Origin of the sequence: Olleya sp. ITB9 (assembly GCF_001315805.1) — a bacterium.
GTDB lineage: Bacteria > Bacteroidota > Bacteroidia > Flavobacteriales > Flavobacteriaceae > Olleya > Olleya sediminilitoris.
This window is the reverse complement of record NZ_BCBW01000018.1, coordinates 157,500-179,068: the sequence shown is the minus strand read 5'-3', so window position 1 is coordinate 179,068 and position 21,569 is coordinate 157,500. Positions and strand designations below refer to the sequence as shown.

20 protein-coding genes are annotated in these 21,569 nt (G+C 33.2%); all 20 read left to right on the top strand.

Annotated features, from left to right (window positions below; translation table 11 throughout):
- The first annotated feature begins 12 nt into the window (after positions 1-12).
- The 20 genes from mnmE (at position 13) to ITB9_RS04750 (ending at position 21,503) form a co-directional block, all read left to right on the top strand.
- Complete coding sequence (gene mnmE / locus ITB9_RS04840; protein WP_054851365.1) at positions 13-1,404, top strand: tRNA uridine-5-carboxymethylaminomethyl(34) synthesis GTPase MnmE; 1,392 nt, start codon at positions 13-15, stop codon at positions 1,402-1,404.
- A 127-nt stretch (positions 1,405-1,531) separates the two neighbouring features.
- A complete protein-coding gene (locus ITB9_RS04835) occupies positions 1,532-1,987 on the top strand; it encodes a helix-turn-helix domain-containing protein (RefSeq protein ID WP_261975556.1) in 456 nt (151 codons plus the stop codon).
- A 7-nt stretch (positions 1,988-1,994) separates the two neighbouring features.
- The gene (locus tag ITB9_RS04830) at positions 1,995-3,089 is read left to right on the top strand and encodes a site-specific integrase (RefSeq protein WP_013622768.1); all 1,095 of its coding nucleotides are present in this window, start codon (positions 1,995-1,997) and stop codon (positions 3,087-3,089) included.
- Positions 3,089-4,036, top strand: coding sequence for a DUF6617 family protein (locus ITB9_RS04825; RefSeq protein ID WP_013622769.1), 948 nt, complete (start codon positions 3,089-3,091; stop codon positions 4,034-4,036). Before ITB9_RS04830 ends, ITB9_RS04825 begins: the two co-directional genes overlap by 1 nt.
- 156 nt (positions 4,037-4,192) lie before the next feature.
- Positions 4,193-4,495 carry a helix-turn-helix domain-containing protein gene (locus tag ITB9_RS04820; RefSeq protein ID WP_013622770.1) on the top strand — a complete coding sequence of 101 codons (303 nt, stop codon included), beginning with the start codon at positions 4,193-4,195 and terminating at the stop codon, positions 4,493-4,495.
- Positions 4,492-4,788, top strand: a complete 297-nt coding sequence (locus ITB9_RS04815; protein ID WP_013622771.1) for a helix-turn-helix domain-containing protein — start codon at positions 4,492-4,494, stop codon at positions 4,786-4,788. The genes ITB9_RS04820 and ITB9_RS04815 overlap by 4 nt, the downstream gene beginning before the upstream one ends.
- On the top strand, positions 4,775-5,683 hold the full coding sequence (locus tag ITB9_RS15320) for a BT4734/BF3469 family protein (protein WP_082396057.1): 909 nt from the start codon (positions 4,775-4,777) through the stop codon (positions 5,681-5,683). Before ITB9_RS04815 ends, ITB9_RS15320 begins: the two co-directional genes overlap by 14 nt.
- Positions 5,680-7,431 (top strand): DUF3987 domain-containing protein, encoded by a 1,752-nt coding sequence (locus ITB9_RS04805; protein ID WP_054851364.1) that lies wholly within the window; start codon positions 5,680-5,682, stop codon positions 7,429-7,431. Before ITB9_RS15320 ends, ITB9_RS04805 begins: the two co-directional genes overlap by 4 nt.
- A 155-nt stretch (positions 7,432-7,586) precedes the next feature.
- Positions 7,587-7,883 (top strand): helix-turn-helix domain-containing protein, encoded by a 297-nt coding sequence (locus ITB9_RS04800; protein WP_038507003.1) that lies wholly within the window; start codon positions 7,587-7,589, stop codon positions 7,881-7,883.
- A 15-nt stretch (positions 7,884-7,898) separates the two neighbouring features.
- Positions 7,899-9,152: a hypothetical protein gene (locus ITB9_RS04795; protein WP_013622775.1), complete on the top strand. Its 1,254-nt coding sequence runs from the start codon at positions 7,899-7,901 to the stop codon at positions 9,150-9,152.
- Positions 9,153-9,173: 21 nt separating this feature from the next.
- Entirely contained in the window at positions 9,174-11,285 is a 2,112-nt protein-coding gene (locus ITB9_RS04790) for a Piwi domain-containing protein (RefSeq protein ID WP_054851363.1), read from the top strand.
- Between the two features lie 63 nt (positions 11,286-11,348).
- Positions 11,349-11,744 (top strand): hypothetical protein, encoded by a 396-nt coding sequence (locus tag ITB9_RS04785; RefSeq protein ID WP_236630970.1) that lies wholly within the window; start codon positions 11,349-11,351, stop codon positions 11,742-11,744.
- Between the two features lie 123 nt (positions 11,745-11,867).
- Complete coding sequence (locus tag ITB9_RS04780; protein ID WP_054851362.1) at positions 11,868-16,202, top strand: CusA/CzcA family heavy metal efflux RND transporter; 4,335 nt, start codon at positions 11,868-11,870, stop codon at positions 16,200-16,202.
- 4 nt (positions 16,203-16,206) lie between these two features.
- Positions 16,207-17,412 (top strand): efflux RND transporter periplasmic adaptor subunit, encoded by a 1,206-nt coding sequence (locus ITB9_RS04775; protein WP_013622779.1) that lies wholly within the window; start codon positions 16,207-16,209, stop codon positions 17,410-17,412.
- Positions 17,413-17,414: 2 nt separating this feature from the next.
- On the top strand, positions 17,415-17,828 hold the full coding sequence (locus ITB9_RS04770; protein WP_054851361.1) for a Fur family transcriptional regulator: 414 nt from the start codon (positions 17,415-17,417) through the stop codon (positions 17,826-17,828).
- A 67-nt stretch (positions 17,829-17,895) separates the two neighbouring features.
- A complete protein-coding gene (locus ITB9_RS04765; RefSeq protein ID WP_013622781.1) occupies positions 17,896-18,258 on the top strand; it encodes a DUF3703 domain-containing protein in 363 nt (120 codons plus the stop codon).
- Entirely contained in the window at positions 18,255-18,842 is a 588-nt protein-coding gene (gene merTP, locus ITB9_RS04760; protein ID WP_054851360.1) for a mercuric transport protein MerTP, read from the top strand. Before ITB9_RS04765 ends, merTP begins: the two co-directional genes overlap by 4 nt.
- Before the next feature lie 5 nt (positions 18,843-18,847).
- Complete coding sequence (locus tag ITB9_RS15315; RefSeq protein WP_076692386.1) at positions 18,848-19,054, top strand: GDCCVxC domain-containing (seleno)protein; 207 nt, start codon at positions 18,848-18,850, stop codon at positions 19,052-19,054.
- An 11-nt stretch (positions 19,055-19,065) separates the two neighbouring features.
- Positions 19,066-21,018: a heavy metal translocating P-type ATPase gene (locus ITB9_RS04755; protein ID WP_054851359.1), complete on the top strand. Its 1,953-nt coding sequence runs from the start codon at positions 19,066-19,068 to the stop codon at positions 21,016-21,018.
- Positions 21,019-21,089: 71 nt separating this feature from the next.
- Positions 21,090-21,503: a hypothetical protein gene (locus ITB9_RS04750; RefSeq protein WP_036122971.1), complete on the top strand. Its 414-nt coding sequence runs from the start codon at positions 21,090-21,092 to the stop codon at positions 21,501-21,503.
- Positions 21,504-21,569 lie beyond the last annotated feature (66 nt).

Below are 21,569 nucleotides of genomic sequence, written 5' to 3'. Positions count from 1 at the left end.
TATTTTTGCAATATGATTTATAACGACACCATTGTAGCCTTAGCCACCGCTTCTGGAGCAGGAGCAGTAGCCATTATTAGATTGTCCGGAAAAGATGCTATAGCCATTGCTGATAGTTGTTTTAAATCCGTTACAAAACATAAAAGCCTTACAAATCAAAAGACGCATACCATCCACTTAGGTCATATTATGGATGACAAACGTACTATTGATCAAGTCTTAGTGTCGGTATTTAAAAACCCAAATTCTTACACAGGTGAAGATGTGGTAGAGGTGTCTTGTCATGGCTCGGTGTATATTCAGCAAGAAATTATACAATTATTTTTAAGACAAGGTTGTCGCATGGCAAATGCAGGCGAGTTTACCTTGCGTTCGTTTTTAAACGGGAAGCTAGATTTAAGTCAAGCCGAAGCAGTTGCCGATTTAATTTCCAGTGACAACGAGGCTTCACACCAAATTGCTATGCAACAAATGCGTGGTGGCTTTTCTAGCGAGATTGCTAAGCTTAGAGCCGAATTAATGAATTTTGCTTCGCTAATAGAATTAGAATTAGATTTTGCAGAAGAGGACGTCGAGTTTGCAGACCGTAAACAATTTAAGGATCTAGTCGAAAAAATCACTTTTGTTTTAAAACGATTAATAGACAGTTTTGCTGTAGGTAATGTGATTAAAAACGGAATTCCGGTAGCCATCGTAGGGGAACCTAACGTTGGTAAATCTACATTGTTAAATGCATTGTTAAACGAAGAACGCGCTATTGTTAGTGACATTGCAGGAACCACACGTGATACCATTGAAGACGAGTTAGTCATTGAAGGGATTGGGTTTAGATTTATAGATACTGCAGGAATTAGAGAAACTAAAGATGTGGTTGAAAGCATAGGAATAAAAAAAACCTTCGAGAAAATGGAGCAAGCACAAGTAGTAGTGCTTCTTTTTTCTGCTGAAGAGTTTAATACCGAAAGTCAACGTCTAACTATTGAAATAGAAAAGATTAAAAACAAGTTTCCGTTAAAGCCCTTAGTGATTATTGCTAATAAAATTGATACCTTAACTCCTACAGAGGTAGACGCCTTAAAGGTTCAGTTTGATGGTGTACATGTATTATCGGCTAAAACAGGTCAAGGCGTAGAGGAATTAAAAAATAAACTTATAGGATTTGTTAATACAGGAGCTTTGCGTAATAACGAAACGATTGTTACCAACACCAGACATTACGACTCGTTACTAAAAGCCTTTGAAGAGATCCAAAAAGTAAAAGCAGGTCTAGAAATGGGCTTGTCAGGAGACCTTATGGCTATAGATATTAGACAAGCCTTGTATCATTTTGGTGAAATTACTGGAGAGATTACAAGCGATGATTTACTAGGTAATATTTTTGCTAACTTCTGTATTGGGAAGTAACTTACTTTCTTTTATTTGTTAATCCCTTGTTATTATTGACTTTATAGTAATTTATCTTCTTTAATTTGTTGCTTATTTGCTCTTTTTTGATTAAATTTGTTGTATATCTGTTGCCTGAAATATAGAATTGTTGCCCATTTCTGTTGGCGAAGATATTGGCGAAATGATGCACCATAACGCACCACGTTGCACCATTACGCTACATAAAGCACCATTTATGAGCAGTAATTTATTCATTCCTAAAACTTGTAAGCATTGCGGTAATGCATTTACAGCACGTACAACAGTTACTAAATACTGTGGCGATACTTGTGCAAAAAGAGCTTATAAAGCACGCAAACGTCAAGAAAAAATTCAAGCTACTCTTACTGAAGATATGCAACAGCAAAAACAAGTTGTTGAAGTTCGCAATCCTAATGCTGTAAATAACAAAGATTTTTTAAGCGTAACAGAAGCCTCACAACTGATTGGCGTGAGTAGATGGACCATTCAAAGAATGATTCAACAAGGACGTTTAAAAGCAGTTCCTTTTGGTAGAAAGCGTATTGTGGCCAGATGGCAAATAGAAAACCTTTTTAATTAATTCCATTATGAAAGTAACATTAAGACAACGCAAGAAGAACGACAAAATAAGTCTGTATTTAGATTACTATCATAAAGGCAAACGTAAAACAGAATACTTACGCTTATACCTTACACCTAATCCTAAAACCAAAACTGAAAGAGAGGTTAATAAGAAAACCAAACAATTGGCTGAAACTATATGTGCACAGCGACAAATAGAAATTCAAAATGGTATTTATGGCTTTCAAGATATTGAAAAGCTAAAAGGTAGTTTTATTACTTATATCACAGCTTTAGCAGAAAAGAAAAATACAAGCTCTGGCAATTATGGTAATTGGAATAGTATGCTAAAACATTTAAAAAAGTTTTGTCCAACAGATGTTAGTTTTCAAGATATAGACAAATCGTTTGTTGAGCGTTTCAAAGAGTATTTAGATAAAGAAGCAATAGGTAGAGCAGGTAAGCAATTGTCTCAAAATTCAAAATATTCGTATTATGGTAAATTTTCAGCGGCATTAAAACAGGCGGTCAAGGATGGAATTTTAAAAGTAAATCCTGCAAATGGTGTAGAGTATTTTAAACAAGGAGAACCTCAACGAGAATTTTTAACGCTTGATGAATTACAAAAAGCAGTTAATACAGAATGTGAACTGCCTATCTTAAAGAATGCTTTTATTTTTTCAGCTTTAACCGGATTACGTTGGTCAGATATTGAAAAACTGATATGGTCAGAAATCCAGCACTCAAAAGAAATGGGATATTATATCCGATTTAGACAAAAGAAAACTAAAGGTGTCGAAACCTTACCAATATCAGACCAAGCAAGAAATCTATTAGGAGAAAAAGGTAATCCAGACGATAAAGTATTTGATGGCTTACATTATAGTGCCTGGTCTAATTTAAAATTACAACAATGGATGATGAAGGCAGGTATTACTAAAACTATTACGTTTCATTGTGCGCGTCATACCTACGCTACCTTACAATTAACTTTGGGTACAGACATATATACTGTATCAAAATTATTAGGTCATAAAGAGTTACGAACTACACAGATATATGCCAAAGTAATTGACGATAAAAAGAAAGAAGCTGCTAACCGTATTCAACTGGATTTATAATGAAAGGAAGTATATTTTCAAGTTTGGTTTCTATAACCAATGGCTTACATAGAGATAATAGACAGGAAAAGGATTTTAAATACTTATTGTCTGATTTTAAATTGAACCAAAAAGCTAATAACGCAGTTTTTAAAGTAAACTTTAAAAAGCCTTTAAATGCGAAAAAAGAATACTATCAAAAGCTAATAATTAATGAAACAGAAAATACAGTAGCATCATTTGTAAAGGAATTTCCGAAAAATGCAACTACACCAGAAAATAAATACAGCTATACCATTCTACTTAATAAATTTGATAAGTACTTAAATGACATTGCAACTTATATCAATAAAAGAGGTATAACAACAGATTTAAATAATGATGACAATTATATCATAAACTACTTAAAAGTATCTGTAATAAGGTTGTATGCTGAACTACAAGAGCAATACGGACAATTTTCGGAAAATACAAAATTCTCAATTTCTGAAATTGCAGAAAAATACTTTAATGATGAAACTTTTGATGTTAGCTTAATAGAAAAGAACACCACTAAAAAAGTTGCTACCAAAAAAACATCAAAAACGAAAGCAACACCCAAGACTTCTTTTGGATATAAAAGTAATGACACTTCAACTTTGCTAACTGTACTTAAACAAGTAAATCTAAAAATCGATTTGTTAGATAACCGCACAACTGTTGAACATTTGCACCAATTGTTATTAGCAAAAGATTTTGCAAATACAGAATCGCAAATTTATCTTCAATGCGAAACTACACAGTTTAGTTACCTTGTAACAAAACTTAAACCATTTTTTAATGGTTTCAATCCTACCTCAATAGAACGTTCTGGAAAATTTATTACTAAAACAGGTACGCTATTAAAGGCGAATAATCTTCACAAAAACAAAATTCACAACCCAAAAGAAAAGGAAGAAATAGATAAAATCATCCAACAACTGCAATAAAAAACAGTAAGAATAGTAAGAAACCTTACTGTTGTCTTACCCTTGTTTTACACTCTTACTAAAATCGGGAAGCCAATTTTCAACCTTTGTCCTGTTCTTGAAAACCAAGAATGACATTTGGCCAGATGTCCTCATTTATTTAAAACAAAATAAACGATGGACACAAATATCATCGAAAAGTTAGACCGCATTGAAAAACTCTTATTAGAGCAACAAACAATGCAAAAGCAAGTATTAAACTTTAATGAAACTTGCAAGTATTTAGAATTATCCCAATCGCACTTGTATAAACTCACAAGTACGGGAACCATTCCACATTATAAACCGAATGGTAAAAAGATTTATTTCCAAAGAGAAGAGTTAGACCATTGGTTACTGCGTAACCGTATGAACTCAAGAGACGAAATCGAACAGCAAGCTGCCGATTACCTTATTAAGAAAGGAGCGGTGAAGTTATGACTGAAATAATCGATTTACTCTTAACGCTCTCTCAAGAAATAAAGGACATTAAAGCACGTATCGAATTGTTACGACAATCGAGAGCAGAAGTATTAAAAGATACGTGGATAGACAATCAAGATGTATTGCAGACCTTACATATAAGTAAGCGAACGCTACAAACTTTAAGAACCAATGGCACTTTGCCTTACAGCAAAGTAAAAGGTAAATTTTACTATAAAGTTGCTGACATAGAGCAATTGCTTCAAGACAACTACTACAACCATAATTTCAAGCAAGATGGAAATAAGTAGAGAAGCAATTTTAGACAAAACACATTATGGTTTAAAAATCTATGCCTATGTGTTGAGACAGTATTATCCTAATCAAACAGTCCTTTCTGTAAAAGGAAGGGACTGTGGGATAACTCGAAACCCTTTTAATGGTGGTAAAGAAACCTTGCGGATTCATATTGATGGTATTATAGCAACACATCGAGATACAGAATTAGAAGCCTTTAAAGGTGATGTATTCGATTTTGCACAATATCATTTTAGAATAACCGATGAAGAAGATTTGTACCAGAAGATAAATCAAGAGCTACATCTAAATTTAGAAGTCAAGGAAAAAGACGAATTGGAATGGCTTAATGAACCAGACGATAGGTGGTATGCCAACTGTAGCTTTTTTAAAGCACCTGTTCGCAATGTGTTTCCTTCGGAAACCTTGCGATTACATCAAGTATTTGCATTAATCACAAGTAATAAATACAAAAAGATTACTGAAGAATTAAGAGCAATTACCAATGTAAAAGAAGCACGTAAATTCAAAGCGAATCGCTTTGATTACGTAACACTTTCAGGAACATTTGAAAAACGAAGCGATAACAATTTGCTAAAGCATTCTAATTTATTAACCATTGATTTTGACCATTTAGAGAATCTACAAGAGTTAAGAACACAGCTCTTAAATGATGAATATTTTGAAACCGAAATGCTATTCATATCACCATCTGGCGATGGCCTAAAATGGATTATTAGAATAGATATTTCAGAAGTAACACATTCAGAATATTTCACAGCAGTAGCAAATTACATTAAACACAATTATAACATTGAGGTTGACCAGTCAGGTAAAGACGTTTCCAGAGCGTGTTTTTTACCATATGACCCAACAGCCTTTTTACATAAAAGACATCAAGCATTATGACTAAAATATTTAACCCAAAAGATTGGTTAGAAGTTCCTAAAGAGCCAACAAAACCAAAAAGCAACACAGCAACAACTAATGTTGTTGCTGTTGCTGATAACGACATTGAATCCTACATTTCAGCAATCGAGCAATCAGGTACAGACATAACAGGAAGTTATGCCACTTGGAGAGATTTAGGCTTTGCTTTAGCAGAAGAATATGGAGAAATAGGTAGAGATTATTTCCACCGTATGAGTAAAAATTATGCAGGTTACGATGCTAAAGAGTGTGATGCACAATTCGATAAATGCTCAAACGCAAAAGGACACGGAATTACAATTGCTACCTTTTATCACTATGCACATCAGTCAGGTATCAAACCGACTAAACAACAGTATAACAACGAAGTTGCAACAAACGTTGCAACTGTTGTCGATACAGCCAACCAATCAATGCCTACAATACCAGAAACGGTATATGAGAATTTGCCACAGTTTTTACAACAAGTTGTAAATCCTGCTAATGGACAAGAAGAAAAGGACATTTTATTGTTAGGTTCATTAACAGCATTTAGTGCGTGTTTTCCTAAACTCTTTGGTATCTATGACCAACGTAGAGTATTCAGCAACTTATATTTATTTGTAACCGCACCTGCATCTGCAGGTAAAGGAAGACTTAACCAAATTAAAAATTTGGTAGAGCCTGTTCATAAATTAAAACGAGAACAAGCCAAAGTATTAAAGCAGCAATTTCAAGCAGAAACTGCTACTTATAATATGAATAAAGGCAAAGATGAAAACTTGGAAAAACCGAGTAAACCGCCAGAGCGAATGCTGTTCATTCCTGCTAACAATAGTGTAACAGGCGTATATCAATTAATTTCTGATAATAAAGGCAGAGGTTTAATTTTTGAAACCGAAGGCGATACATTAGCACAAGCCTTTAAAAGTGATTATGGCAATTATTCCGATGGATTTCGTAAAGCATTTCATCACGAAACCATAAGCTATTATCGTAGAACAGATAGAGAATATGTAGATATTGAGAAACCGTGCTTGTCAACAGTATTATCAGGCACACCTAAACAAGTGGCAACCTTAATACCCAATGCAGAAAATGGGCTATTTAGTCGCTTTATGTTTTACTATATGAATATAAAACCAACTTGGAAAAATGTATTTCAAAATAGTAATAAGTTAGGTTTAGATGATTACTATAACCAATTAGGTAGTGAGTTTTTAGAATTGTACAAAACGCTAAAAAACAACCCAGAGATTGAAATACGATTAACCACAACCCAACAACAGCAATTCAATACGTTCTTTGAATCCTTACAGACCAAATACATCAACCTACAACCCGAAGAGTACATCGCAACAATAAGGCGATTAGGCTTAATTGCGTTTAGGATAATGATGCTATTCACAGCATTCCGAATTATGGAGGATGGTGATGTAAACGCAACTAAAGAATGTGAGGATATAGATTTTAAAAATGCACTAACCATAATTTCAATTTTAGTAAAACACAGTAGTAAAGTATTTAATGATTTACCAATAGAGCAAAAAGCAACAAAACGCTTAAATAGAAAAGAACGCTTTTTAGAAAGTTTGCCAAAGCAATTTAGCAGACAAGAGTATTTAGATTTAGCCACAAAACAAAGCATCGCACACAAAACCGCAGAAGGCTATATTACCAAATTTGTTGATGCAGGTTTAATATACAGAGAAGCACACAACAACTATTCAAATCCTGCAAAGACATAGTTAAGGATTTTAAGGATTTAAGGATATGATTAAATTGACTTCCTCAAATCCTTAATATCCTCATTACCTGTTAATAACTGTTTATATCTTTTTACTTTCCTTTGGTTTCCTTTTGTTAAATTAGACAAAATTTGACAAGTCTAAATAATTCTATTATGGAGTTTGGAGAGTACATACGTTCATTGCGTGAAAAACGCAATTTGCTATTAAGGGAAATGGCTGCAAACCTAAATATGGATGTTGCCTATTTAAGTAAAATAGAACGAGGAAATCGGATGGCAAGACGCGAACAAGTAGTTGCTTTTGCCAAAACATTAAAAGAAGACGAAAACGAATTAATTAAGCTATGGATGTCCGAACAAATTGTACTAATGCTCAAAAATGAAAAGGAGCGTACGGAAATCCTCAAAATAGCTGAAGAAAAAATTAGTAAGATTGTAAAAAAGGGTTAGGATTTAAAGTAATTTATGTTTAAAGAGAATAAATATTATGGCGAGGTATGGTTTAAATCTGCAGAGGATAATAAGTGCTTTTGTGTATTAGAGTTAATTAATGATGAAGTACACATAACGACCAATTTGTCAGAAAGATTACCTGCCTATCAAATAGAGTTAATTTATGGGGTTTTTACAGGTTTAGGCTATTTAACTTTTGTAAACTGCAAGATTAAAAACAGTAGCAATGGAATAGTAGAGACTAAAACTTATAAGCCTAAATATACGTTTGCTTGTGCATATCATTTAATTGAACCTATAGGTTTGAAAATTAATGAATTTCAAATTGACAATTTAGCAATAGTGAGTTGGGTTAGAAAAATGCATTGGTATAATTCTTTAGAAGACAAACTTGAAAAAGAGGATGACGTAGTCCACAATACGAATATTACTGAAGACTTATCTATTAAAATCACAAAATCAACATCATATACTTCTAACCACAACTTTTTTAGAATGGACAATGTTGGATATGTCGATTTTAAATCAGAAAAAAAATTGAGTATTCTTGAGAGTATAGATTTATATAATTCATTTCAAAAATTATTTCATTTTTTATACGGTAAGTCTGTACAATTTAAAGCTTTTAATTTTAAATGTTTAAGCTGTGGTAATTGGGCTTCGTTATATTACAAGGATGATTTCAACAAAGAAAACATATCTGGTTTTATAGCGCTTGACTATGATACTATTAAAGATGATTTGTCCAATATAATTAAGCATTGGTATAACAATGAAGGCATAGGTTATTGTGCTGATATTATTATCGAAAATTTACTCTCGGTTAAAACGAGCCATAGTAGGCGATTTACAAATTCCTATACAGCTTTCGAAGCTTATAGTTTGAAATTTGGTAATAAGATTAAGAACTCATCTTTTGCCAAAGATTTATTAGAACAAAAGCAATTATTAGTCGATATAACTAATATTCCAGAAGATGATATTAAAACATATGTATCAAAGATTGTTCGTCATCGAGATTATTTAATACATCGCACTAAAACAAAAAACAATATTTTTTCACAGTTTGAACTATTGTATATATCCTTTTTATTAGATTATTTGGTTGGTTTAGGCTTGGTGAAACAAATGGAAGTTTCTGATAAAATTATTGAAAAAATAATAGAGCGTGCTAAATCTACATACCAAGATATGCAGTCTGTAAATAGACTACTAAACAAAGATTTATTAGTTGATAACAATAATAAAGTTCAACCTTCTATGTAAAATTACAATATAATTTCATTTATGCAAGAACACCTCAAAACCAACATACTAAACTTTAAATGGCCTAATAGTGCGCCTACTATTTATTTAACTTTAGAGGATATTGAAGGTAGTCATCCTATCCATAAATCTAAATTTTCAAGGCAGATAAAAGAGGTGTTTCCAGATGCAGACTTATCTAACAAAGACCAAATATTTACAACATTTACAACAGAAATACCAGATGCACCAAGCATTAAGCTAAATTTAGTAGATGGTAGAGAATTAAGAATTTATAAGCAATTCCTTAAACATAAATTAAGAAGCTATTTTAAATCGAAAGACTATATAGTAGTAAAAAACTTCGTTGGTGATGTACAAGTGTGGATGCCTTCAAAAAAAGGGAATACAGCAGACTATAACCTCTACTATAAATTTTCATTTAAGATACAGTTTGCAAAACTCACAGACTTACCAGAGTTAATTGTATCATACGATGGTACTTCAAAAGTCCTTACAACATCGGTTAAGGATATAGAGGATTCAGAGTTAATAAAACGTTGTGTATATGGTCAAAAAACGTTCAATTACCAAATGGACCTCGATACAGAGGAAAAACAAGAATTTTACAATGCTATTCAGTTTGACCAAGCATACCCAATTTTTAATTTGTCATTAGCACGAGCATTAGATATACCTATTGAGGAACCTATAAGACCAATTAATAAATATCAAAAGTACGTAGCACTTATTAATAATTTTGCAACCAACTATCTGTTTAAAGAAGATTTTAAAGTCATATTTCCATTTAAAACTGATACGTTTATAGATGTGCCACTCAATCGTATCAACCATATCGACCCACAAGTAGGTTTATTGGAATTTGGTAAAGACCAATACGGTAACAAGAAAACCCATTTAGTGCCTAAAAAGGCAATGAATATCCTAAACCCTTACAGACGTCCAAACAATCAAAATATCAAGATATTTTTCATTTGCCATACTTCTCATAAAGATTCGGTATTGTCTTTCTATCAAAATTTAAAGGAAGGTGTAAATACAGAAAAGAATTATTATAAAGGATTAGAAGCCTATGTGAACATTAAAGCATCATCATCCAAAGAACACTTCATTGAATTTACCAACGAAAACGACCCAATACCAGAAATAATTGAAAAGTTAGAGAGTTTAACCTTCGACCACGATAATGTGCTTTACGCAGCTTTTTATTTAAGTCCTTTCGATAAGTTCACACAAAATCCCGAAGACCGCGAAATCTATATTCAAATCAAAGAACTGTTTTTAAATGAAGGCATTGTTACACAAGTGGTAGATTATGAAAAAATGGTGGTCAATATCGAGAATCAATACAACTTCCAATTTTCATTGCAAAATATGGCGTTAGCTATTCACGCCAAATTAGGTGGCGCACCTTGGAAACTTGCAGTAACCGATAAAAAAGAATTAGTAATAGGTGTTGGTGCATTTACCAATCAAGGCGAAAACAGACGTTATATAGCAAGTGCCTTTAGTTTTCAAAACAATGGCTTATTTAGAAAGTTCGAATATTTTGACCAAAGCGAAACAGACCTATTGGCAGGAAGTATATGTAAAGCCATTAGAGATTTTACATCGGTTGCAGAAGCAGATAAAGTAGTCATTCACTTCTATAAGGAAATGAGTTACGAGGAACTAAAACCAATTATTAGAGGGATGCATACATTAGGGTTAAAAATTCCGCTCTACATTCTAAATATCAATAAAACAGAAGCAGAAGATATTATTGCTTACGACCTTAATTGGAACAAAAAGTTAATGCCTGTAAGTGGTACATACATACGTATTAGCGAAAATCAATTTTTGTTGTTTAATAATGCACGTTACCCTAATTCACAGCGGTATTCAGATACAGATGGTTATCCGTTCCCAATAAAAATTAAGGTAAGCAGTCCAGATGAAGATGCTTTTGAAGATGCAGATGTAGTGTTAGAATTATTAACACAAGTGTATCAGTTTAGCAGATTATATTGGAAATCGCTTCGACAACAAAATGTACCAATCACAATAAAATATCCAGAAATGGTAGCACAAATAGCACCACGTTTTAATAATGGCGTTCCAGACGATGCTAAAGATGCTCTATGGTTTTTGTAATTTACCAATCAATTTATTTGCAACACCATTGCATTCAATAATTTGTATATTTGTATAAATTATATGAAAATATTTGTTTCCATATCAATGTCTATTTTATTCTTTTTTCAAGGGATAAGCATAGATATGGACTTTTGTGGTCCAATTAAAGAAATTTCAAATGTAATTACCCATTATCAAGACCATAAAGTTTATGGAGACTCTTTCTTTGAATATGTAGTTGAAGATTACATTGAGAGCGATGCTAAAAATGAAGAGCATCATCATAACCCAGATAAGGAGAATACACCAGTCCATTCCCATAATCAATGTTGTCACCCTTTGGTATTAATTATTGCGAACAATAATTTGGCTTTAACCAATCGATTAAAGTTTGAAGAGAAAAAACAATATAATTTACATAAAGTAAACTTCACTTCCAGATATTTGGAATCACTTTTCCAGCCACCTAAAGTATAATTCAGTTTTTTAATGGATAGCTATATCCAATTTTGAGCCTAAAGGGTTCATTTCATTTCGTGTAATTCTATTTTCTTATATCAGAATTGTATCGAATAGTTTAACTGAATTAATACATTTTCTATGATTAATAAAATCATTGATTTTTCAATCAATAACAAATTCATTATTGGTTTGCTTACGCTTACCATAATCGGAACAGGTATTTGGAGTATGACCAAAGTGCCAATAGATGCTGTTCCAGATATTACCAATAACCAAGTACAGGTTATAACACAATCCCCCAATTTAGGTACTGAAGATATTGAGCAAATTGTTACTTATCCAATTGAAGTGGCAATGAGCAATCTTCCTGATGTTCAGGAAATAAGGTCAATTTCTCGTTTTGGCTTATCTGTGGTTACTATTGTATTTGATGATGATATGGGAACATATCTACCTCGCCAATTAGTAGCCGAAAAACTAAACAAAGTCAAAGAGCAAATACCTGCTGGATTTGGCGAACCTACAATGGGGCCTATTTCAACAGGTTTAGGAGAGATTTACCAATACACACTAAAAGTTGCACCAGAGTTTAAAGACAAATACAACATTGCAGATTTACGCTCAATGCAAGACTGGATTGTACAGCGTCAAATGGCAATGGTTCCTGGTGTGGTAGAAGTAAACGCTATTGGTGGAAAAATAAAACAATACGAAGTAGCGGTTGACCCAAACGATTTAAATGCTATTGGCCTTACCATTACAGATGTGTTTAATGCACTTGAAGCCAATAATCAAAATACAGGAGGTGCATATATTGAAAAGAACCATCAAGCCAATTTTATTCGTGGTGAAGGCTTGGTGAGAAGTTTAGAGGACATTAAAAAAATCACTGTCAAGAATATTAATAATATACCTGTCACTATTGGCGATATTGCTACGGTACAATTTGGCTCTGCAATTCGTTACGGTGCATTAACCCAAGATGGTGAAGGAGAAGTTGTAGGTGGATTGGTAATGATGCTAAAAGGAGCTAATTCCAATGATGTTATTGCCAATGTAAAAGAGCGAATGACTCAAATTGAAAAGTCGTTACCAGAAGGCGTAATTATTGAACCATTATTAGACCGAAGTAAATTAATTGGCGAAACAACTTCTACAGTAACAACTAATCTTATTGAAGGTGCATTAATCGTCATTTTTGTGTTGGTCTTTTTATTAGGTAATTGGCGAGGAGGTTTAATAGTTGCCTCTACTATTCCATTATCCTTATTATTTGCTTTTATTTTAATGAATGTTTTTGATGTTTGGGTAAACCTAATGAGTTTAGGAGCAATTGATTTCGGAATCATTGTAGATGGTGCTGTAATTATTGTTGAAAGCACTGTTTTTCTTATAGCATCACAAGTTTTGAAAAAGAAACAACTTACATCTAAAGAAAGAGATAAAGTTGCTTCTAATGCTTCAAAAAAGATGATGAATGCTGCCTTCTTCGGTCAGTTGATTATCCTTATCGTTTTTCTACCCATTTTAGCCTTACAAGGTATTGAAGGAAAGATGTTTAAACCAATGGCTTTGACCTTTATTTTTGCTATGATTGGTGCAATGGTACTTTGTTTAACCTATGTGCCAATGATGTCAGCTTTAATATTAAGAGCACCTAAAAACGATAAAAAATCTTATGGAGATAGATTTGTGCATTGGGTTGAAGATAAATACCAACCTTTATTGGTTAGAGCCTTGCGAAAAGGGAAATGGGTAATTGGTATTGCAGTTGTGTTGTTCGGAATAACCGTTTTTATGTTTTCAAGAATGGGTGGCGAGTTCATTCCGCAACTCGATGAAGGTGATATTGCATTTCACGCTATTTTAAAACCAGGTAGTTCACTTACAGAAACTATTGAAACTACTACCAAAATAGAACAAATAGTAAAAGCAAAATTTCCAGAAGTTGATAAAATTGTGAGTCGTATTGGTGTTGCCGAAATTCCAACCGACCCGATGCCTATGGATATTGCCGATGTTTTTGTAATTCTGAAACCTAAAAGTGAATGGACTACTATAGAATCAAAAGATGAATTGATTGAAGCAATGAAAGAAGCAGTTGAAATGGTTCCTGGTGTTAATTATGAGTTTACACAACCTATTGAAATGCGTTTTAACGAGTTATTAGAAGGTGTTCGTGAAGATATTGCTATAAAACTTTATGGTGAAGACATTGATATTCTATCTCAAAAAGCCGAAGAAATATCTAAAATTATCGCAGGTACTGAAGGTATTGGTGATATGAAAGCGGAAGCCACAACAGGTTTGCCACAAATGACAATCAATTACAACAGGAATAAATTGGCGCAATATGGTCTTCAAATAAATACGCTTAATCAAACCGTACAATCTGCATTTGCAGGTGGTACAGCAGGTGTAATTTTTGAAGGTGAAAAACGCTTCGATTTAGTAGTACGATTAAGCGATCAAAACCGTAAGGATATTTCAGATGTTCAAAACCTGTATATCAATTTACCTTCGGGTGCTCAAATTCCTTTACGTGAAATTGCAGATGTAAGCTATAAAGCAGGACCAATGCAAATCAGTAGAGATAACACCAATAGAAGAACCTATGTAGGTGTTAATGTTAGAGGACGTGATGTAAAATCGTTAGTAACTGAAATTAAATCAAAATTAGATGCACAATTAGAATTACCATCAGGTTATTTTATTCGTTATGGTGGTGCATTTGAAAATTTAGAACGTGCCAGCAACCGATTACAAACCGTTGTGCCTATTGCATTGTTACTCATATTTATACTAATATATTTTGCATTAAAATCTTTACCACAGACCTTAATGATTTACATAGCTATTCCAATGGCAACTATTGGTGGTGTTGTGGCGTTGTGGTTACGTGATATGCCATTTAGTATTTCGGCAGGTGTTGGTTTTATTGTGCTGTTTGGTGTTGCAGTTTTAAATGGTTTGGTAATGATAAGCGGACTCAACGAATTAAAAGAAGAAGGTGTAACCAATCTAAAGGATAGAATAGTTGAAGGTACTAAACGAAGAATCAGACCTATTATGCTAACTGCTTTTACAGATGTATTAGGCTTTCTACCAATGGCTATTTCATCATCAGCTGGTGCAGAAGTACAACGTCCATTGGCAACGGTTGTTATTGGTGGATTATTAACTTCAACTTTGCTTACCTTATTTGTTTTACCAATTTTATATCATTGGGTAGAAAACAAATCTTTTACGTTTAAGCCAAATAAAAAGTTAGTAACAGCAACAGCAGTTGTATTATTACTATTTGGCTTTTCACCACAAAGTAATGCACAAGAGTTGAATGATACAATTCCCGAAATTTCATTACAGGAAGCTGTTAAACTCGCAAAAAGTAATTATCCATTATTGAAGCAAAAGCAGTTGGAAATTACAAAACAAGAACAATTAAAATCGACTGCCTATGATTTCGGAACGACTCAAATTTTTACAGGTGGAGAAGAAATTGATAATGGAAATGGCATCTATACAACCATTGGTATTGGTCAATCAAATATCGATGTATTTGGCATTGGTTCTAAAAAGAAGCTACAAGAACAACGCATTCAATTGGAACAAAAAGCCTTTCAACTTTCCGAGTTGGAATTAGAATTGGAAGTTAAAAAAGCTTGGTCTAATTGCTATCAAATGAAACAAAACTATGATTTGTATAAGGAATTGGATTCCATTTATTCCAAATTCGAGCAAGCAGTAGCTTTAAATTATGAAGTCGAAGCTATTTCTAAATTAGAATATTCGGCAGCAAAAAATCAAGCGTTTCAAATTCAGAATAAAAAAGCGCAAGCCTATAGTAATTATCTTATTGCCTTACAGCAATTCAATTTGTGGTTGGTATCAGAAGAAATTTTTACAGTTTCAGATGAATTTGAGGTAGCGATAGATAGTGATATGGAAACATTCAGTATTGAAAGTCATCCATTGTACAGTATGTCGCAGAGCATTGTAGATGAAGCGGAAGCTAAATATAAAGCTGCAAAAGCAGATAATTTGCCAAAGTTCAATCTTCAAGGTGGTTTACAAAAAGTAAATGGCAATTCAGGATTTTACACCTATCAAGCAGGAATTTCAATTCCGTTTTTATCAGGTTCTAGCAAAGCACAAGTTAGAAGTGCCAGAATTGATAAAGAAATAGCGGAAACCAATGTAGCGTTCAAAAAACAGGAAGTACAATCAAGGTTTGTTCAGGCTAAAGAAAATTATATGAAATGGAAAACATCTTGGGAGTTTTACAAAGACCAAGTTTTACCATTAACAAAAGAGCAAAAAACAGGTGCATTACTGGCATATAGAGAAGGCGAAATTGATTATACTGCATTTACGCAGTTGATAAAAGAAGCAATTCAATCGGAACTGGAAGCACAGACTGCATTAGTAAACTATTTAGAAAGCACATTTCAATTACAATATTTTAATAAATAAGACAATGAAAAACAAAATATATAAAATCCTTACCGTAATGGTGTTAGCCATATTTGTTTCAGCTTGCGGAAATAAAGAAAATCATAACGAGAATGATGGTCATTCCCACGATGAGGAAGAAAAAACAGAAGTTAACGAAGAGCATCACGATGAAGACGAAGTAATGCTTTCACAACAGCAATTCGATGCATTGAAAATGAAAATAGATACGTTAGCATTACGTAATATGAGCGGCTATGTAGAAGCAAACGGAACGTTAGAAGTACCACCACAAAACGAAGCAGCTATTACTACTGTTGTTGGTGCAAATGTCGTTTCAATTGAAGTGATTGAAGGTGATAAGGTTAATAAAGGTCAAGTTGTGGCTTATCTATCGCACCCAAATATCATACAAGCGCAAACGGATTATTTAAACGCTTATAGCAATAGCGAGCTTGCAAAGAAAAATTATGAACGTCAACAAAAATTATACGATGCTGGTGTTGGTTCTGGTGCTAATTTCCAGAAAGCAGAAGCAGAATATCAAGCATCAAAAGCAATGGTTAATGGTTTAGAAGCGCAATTAAGAATACTCAACGTTAACACTACATCAGTTCGCAATGGAACAATTGCACAGCGCATAGCATTGCGAAGTCCAATAGAAGGCTTTGTGCAAAAAGTTGAAGTAAAAACAGGTCAATATGTAGAGCCACAAACCGAATTATTTGAAATTGTAAATACGCATCACGTTCACGCCGATTTAATGGTTTTTGAAAAAGATGTTTATAAAGTACAGAAAGGTCAGAAAGTTAACTTTACGGTACAATCCATACCAGATGCAGAGCTTATCGCAGAAATCTATTCCGTAAGCAAAACCTTTGAGGACAACCCAAAAGCAGTCCACGTTCACGCAGAAATAGAAAACAAAAAAGGTAACTTAATTCCTGGTATGTATATTCAAGGTAAAATTCAAGTAGATAATACCCAAACAAAAGCTTTACCAGAAAGTGCAATTATAAAAGAAGGCGAAAGATATTATGTGTTTTCAGTAGAAAAAGAAAATGACGATTGGAGCTTTAAACCTATCGAAGTTGTATTAGGCACTAAAGATGGTGATTGGGTATCGGTTCAATTTACTGAAAACATAGAAAGTAATACAAAATTTGCTTATAACAATGCTTATTATCTTAACGCAGAAATGAAAAAAGGAGAAGCAGAACACGCACATTAATTATGGAAACAATAGAACAAGTATTAGAGTCAAAAAATATTCGTGTTACAGCAATGCGTTTGCTTATATATAAGTTTCTTACAGAAAAAGAGGTCGCTGTTACTTTAAGTGATATTGAAAATGCTTTCTCAAAAGCAGACAGAACCACTTTATACAGAACTATTAAAACCTTTGAAGAAAAGGCTATTGTGCATCAAATAGACGATGGTACAGGGATTACAAAATATGCATTATGTGAAAAGGGATGTAATTGTGAAATTGAAACCGATTTGCACTTACATTTCCATTGTAATAATTGCAATGAAACCATTTGCTTAACAGAACATAAAATACCTCAAATAAAAGTGCCAGATGGTTTTGTGTCAGAGAATGTAAATTTGGTGGTAAAAGGTATTTGCGATAAGTGTAGTGTCTAATTATTGCACTTCCATTGCACTTCCATTGCACTTACTATTAAAGTACATTTATCCAAAATTAGAGGATATGAAGTTTAATACTAAAATACCTAAACATCTAAAACAGGCGTATAACCAAGAATTAAAACAATACAGTTTCTGTTTAGAAAATAAGCAGTTTGGTAATGCTTGGTATCATTTAGAACGTAGTCATATAATAGGACAATCTTATCCTATAGAACATACCTATTCACATTGGCTTATGCTAAAGTTTGGATTTAGACAAAAAGATACGAAAGAAGTAATAGGTCAAATAATTAGGTTGCTTGTGGGTGGCTGGAAATCATTTATAAATCACGTTCCACTTGGTAATACTGGTGGAGCAAACGTGCCACCATTAAAACGAATGCCTATTCCCAATGACATTGAAAAATTATTAGATATTAAATGAAAAATAAATTAGCGGTTACAAGTATCCTAACAGCAATCACAGCTTCATTGTGTTGCATCACACCTGTTTTGGCATTAATTGCAGGTACAAGTGGTGTAGCTTCAACTTTTTCTTGGATAGAACCATTTAGACCTTACTTAATAGGGCTAACTATATTAGTTCTTCTCTTTGCTTGGTATCAAAAATTAAAACCAGAAAAAGAAATCGACTGTGAATGTGAAACGGATAAAAAACCAAAATTTATTCAGTCAAAAACCTTTTTAGGAGTTGTAACAGTATTCGCAATAGTGATGTTGGCATTACCATACTACTCAAGTATGTTTTATCCAAATTCAGAGAAACAAATTGTTATCGTTGATAAATCAAATATCAAAACAACAGTGTATAAAATAAGTGGAATGACTTGTGCCAGTTGTGAAGCTCACGTAAACCACGAAGTAAATAAACTTAACGGAATTGTAAACTCAAAAACATCATACAAGAATGGTAACGCAATCATTGAGTATGACCAAACTAAAACTAATGAATTAGAAATTGAGAAAGCAATTAATTCTACGGGTTATAAAGTAACTGATAAAAATTAAAATTGATGCAAACTATATTAAAATCGGAAATCACTTGCCCAACCTGTGGTCATAAAAAGAAAGAAGATATGCCAACTAACGCTTGTCAATTCTTTTACGAGTGTGAGCATTGTAAAACGGTTTTGAAACCAATCGAAGGAGATTGTTGTGTGTATTGTTCTTATGGTACAGTTCCTTGTCCACCAATTCAACAAAACAAAAGTTGTTGCTAAAACAAAACTAAATGAAAAAAAAGAAAGTCAATTTAAGAGATTTAAAACCAAATTCAGAAGAGCAACATTCTCACGATGATGGTCACGACCACGGAGATGGAAGTGCATTCAAGACATACATTCCTGCTATTATAAGTTTTGTTATGTTAATGGTAGGTATCGCTGTAGATTATTTTGATGCGATTCCTCAATTTGAAGGATTGATTCGAGTAGTTTGGTACACTTTAGCATATATTCCAGTTGGATTTCCTGTAATTAAAGAAGGATGGAAAAGTCTTATAAAAGGCGATGTTTTTACCGAGTTTTTTTTAATGTCTATTGCCACCATTGGTGCGTTTATCATTGGTGAATATCCTGAAGGTGTGGCAGTAATGCTATTTTATGCAGTAGGAGAATTATTTCAAAACGCAGCAGTTAATAGAGCAAAAGGAAATATTAAAGCCTTATTAGATGTTCGACCAAAAGAAGCCAATGTATTTCGTGATGGTGATTATGTTAGTGTGTCGCCAGAAGCTGTAAATATTGGTGAAAAAATACAAATTCGAGTAGGTGAGAAAATACCGTTAGATGGGATTTTATTATCCGAAAAAGCATCTCTAAACACCGCAGCGTTAACAGGCGAGAGCAAACCAGATTCCATTCAGAAAGAAGCAAAGGTTTACGCAGGTAGTATCAATTTAGAAAGCGTTATTGAAGTTGAGGTAACTAATAAGTTTGAAGACAGTTCTATTGCGAGAATATTAGATTTGGTTCAAAATGCTACAGCTCGTAAGTCTAAAACAGAACTATTTATTAGACAGTTTGCTCGTATCTACACACCAATTGTTGTGTTTTTAGCTATTGGTGTTACTTTTATACCTTACTTTTTTGTAGATGATTATGTATTTAGAGATTGGTTATACAGAGCATTAATTTTCTTGGTAATATCTTGTCCTTGTGCGTTAGTGATTTCAATTCCATTAGGTTATTTCGGTGGTTTGGGAGCAGCTTCAAAAAATGGAATTTTATTTAAAGGTGCTTCATTTTTAGATGCAATGACCAAGATAAGTACTTTGGTAATGGACAAAACAGGAACCGTTACCAAAGGTGTTTTTAAAATCAAAGAAGTAAAAGCAATCGGTTGGAAAGAAACCGAATTTATGCAATATTTAATGGCGATGGAAGAACAATCCACGCATCCAATTGCTAAAGCAATTTTAGAGTATAAATCAGAGGGAGAAGATTTTGAAGCACAAGACGTTTCTGAAATTGCAGGTAAAGGTTTAAAAGGCATTGTAAATGGTAAAACAGTTTTAGTAGGAAATAAAGCCTTAATGACTACTAATAATATTGATGTTCCATCTGAAACGGAATCTATTGTAGAATCTATTGTTTTAGTAGCAATCGATAATCAATTTGCAGGTTATGTAGTCATAGCAGATGAATTAAAGGAAGATGCAAAAGAAACTATTACAGCATTACACAAAGTAGGCATTAAAAATATTATGATGCTTTCCGGTGATAAAGATTCCATCACGCAACAAGTCGCTAAAGAGTTGAATATCGAAAATGCTAAAGGTGGTTTACTTCCAGAAGATAAATTAAACGAAGTTGAAATTTTAAAGAAAAATCCTGAAAACAAAATAGCCTTTATAGGTGATGGTATTAACGATGCACCTGTTTTAGCAGCAAGTAACGTTGGTATTGCAATGGGTGGTTTAGGTAGTGATGTAGCTATTGAAACAGCAGACGTTATCATTCAAACCGACCAGCCTTCAAAAGTAGTTAGAGCCATTAAAATAAGTCGTTCTACAAGAAAAATTGTTTGGCAAAATATCATTTTAGCGTTTGGAGTTAAAGTTATTGTCTTGATATTAGGAGCAGGTGGTTTAGCCACAATGTGGGAAGCTGTTTTTGCAGATGTAGGAGTAGCATTATTAGCAATTTTAAATGCAGTTCGATTGCAGAAAATGAAATGGGATTAAGCAGATTAATCAATTAAACTTCTGTTAAACAAAATCAATAGTTGTTAAAATTTCGTAACTTCGCAATCAATATGAAGCAGATTTTCCATAAAATAATGTCTTTAGCAATGACTTTTGTAGTGTTATTCTCTACAATGTCATTTACTGTGAATATGCATTATTGTGGAGATACTTTAGTAGAATCTGCTATCTTTCAAAAAGCCAAAGGTTGCGGAATGGAAATGGAAAAGCCTTCAACCGAAGAATGTTCTATTACCAAGAAAAATTGTTGTGATGATAAACAATTAGCAATTGAAGGTCAAGACGAATTACAATTGCAAGTTGACAAAATCACGTTTGAGCAACAAGTATTCATCGCTTCATTTGTTTATACTTACATTAACCTTTTTGAAGGTTTAGACAGTAATGTATCTACCTACGAAGAATACAAACCACCACTCGTCATAAGGCAACTCTACAAGATTGACGAGACATACTTAATTTGATTTTTAAACAATAGACTCTTTTATCCTATGACTGCAATGTCGTAAGGATAATTTACTGTATTCGGT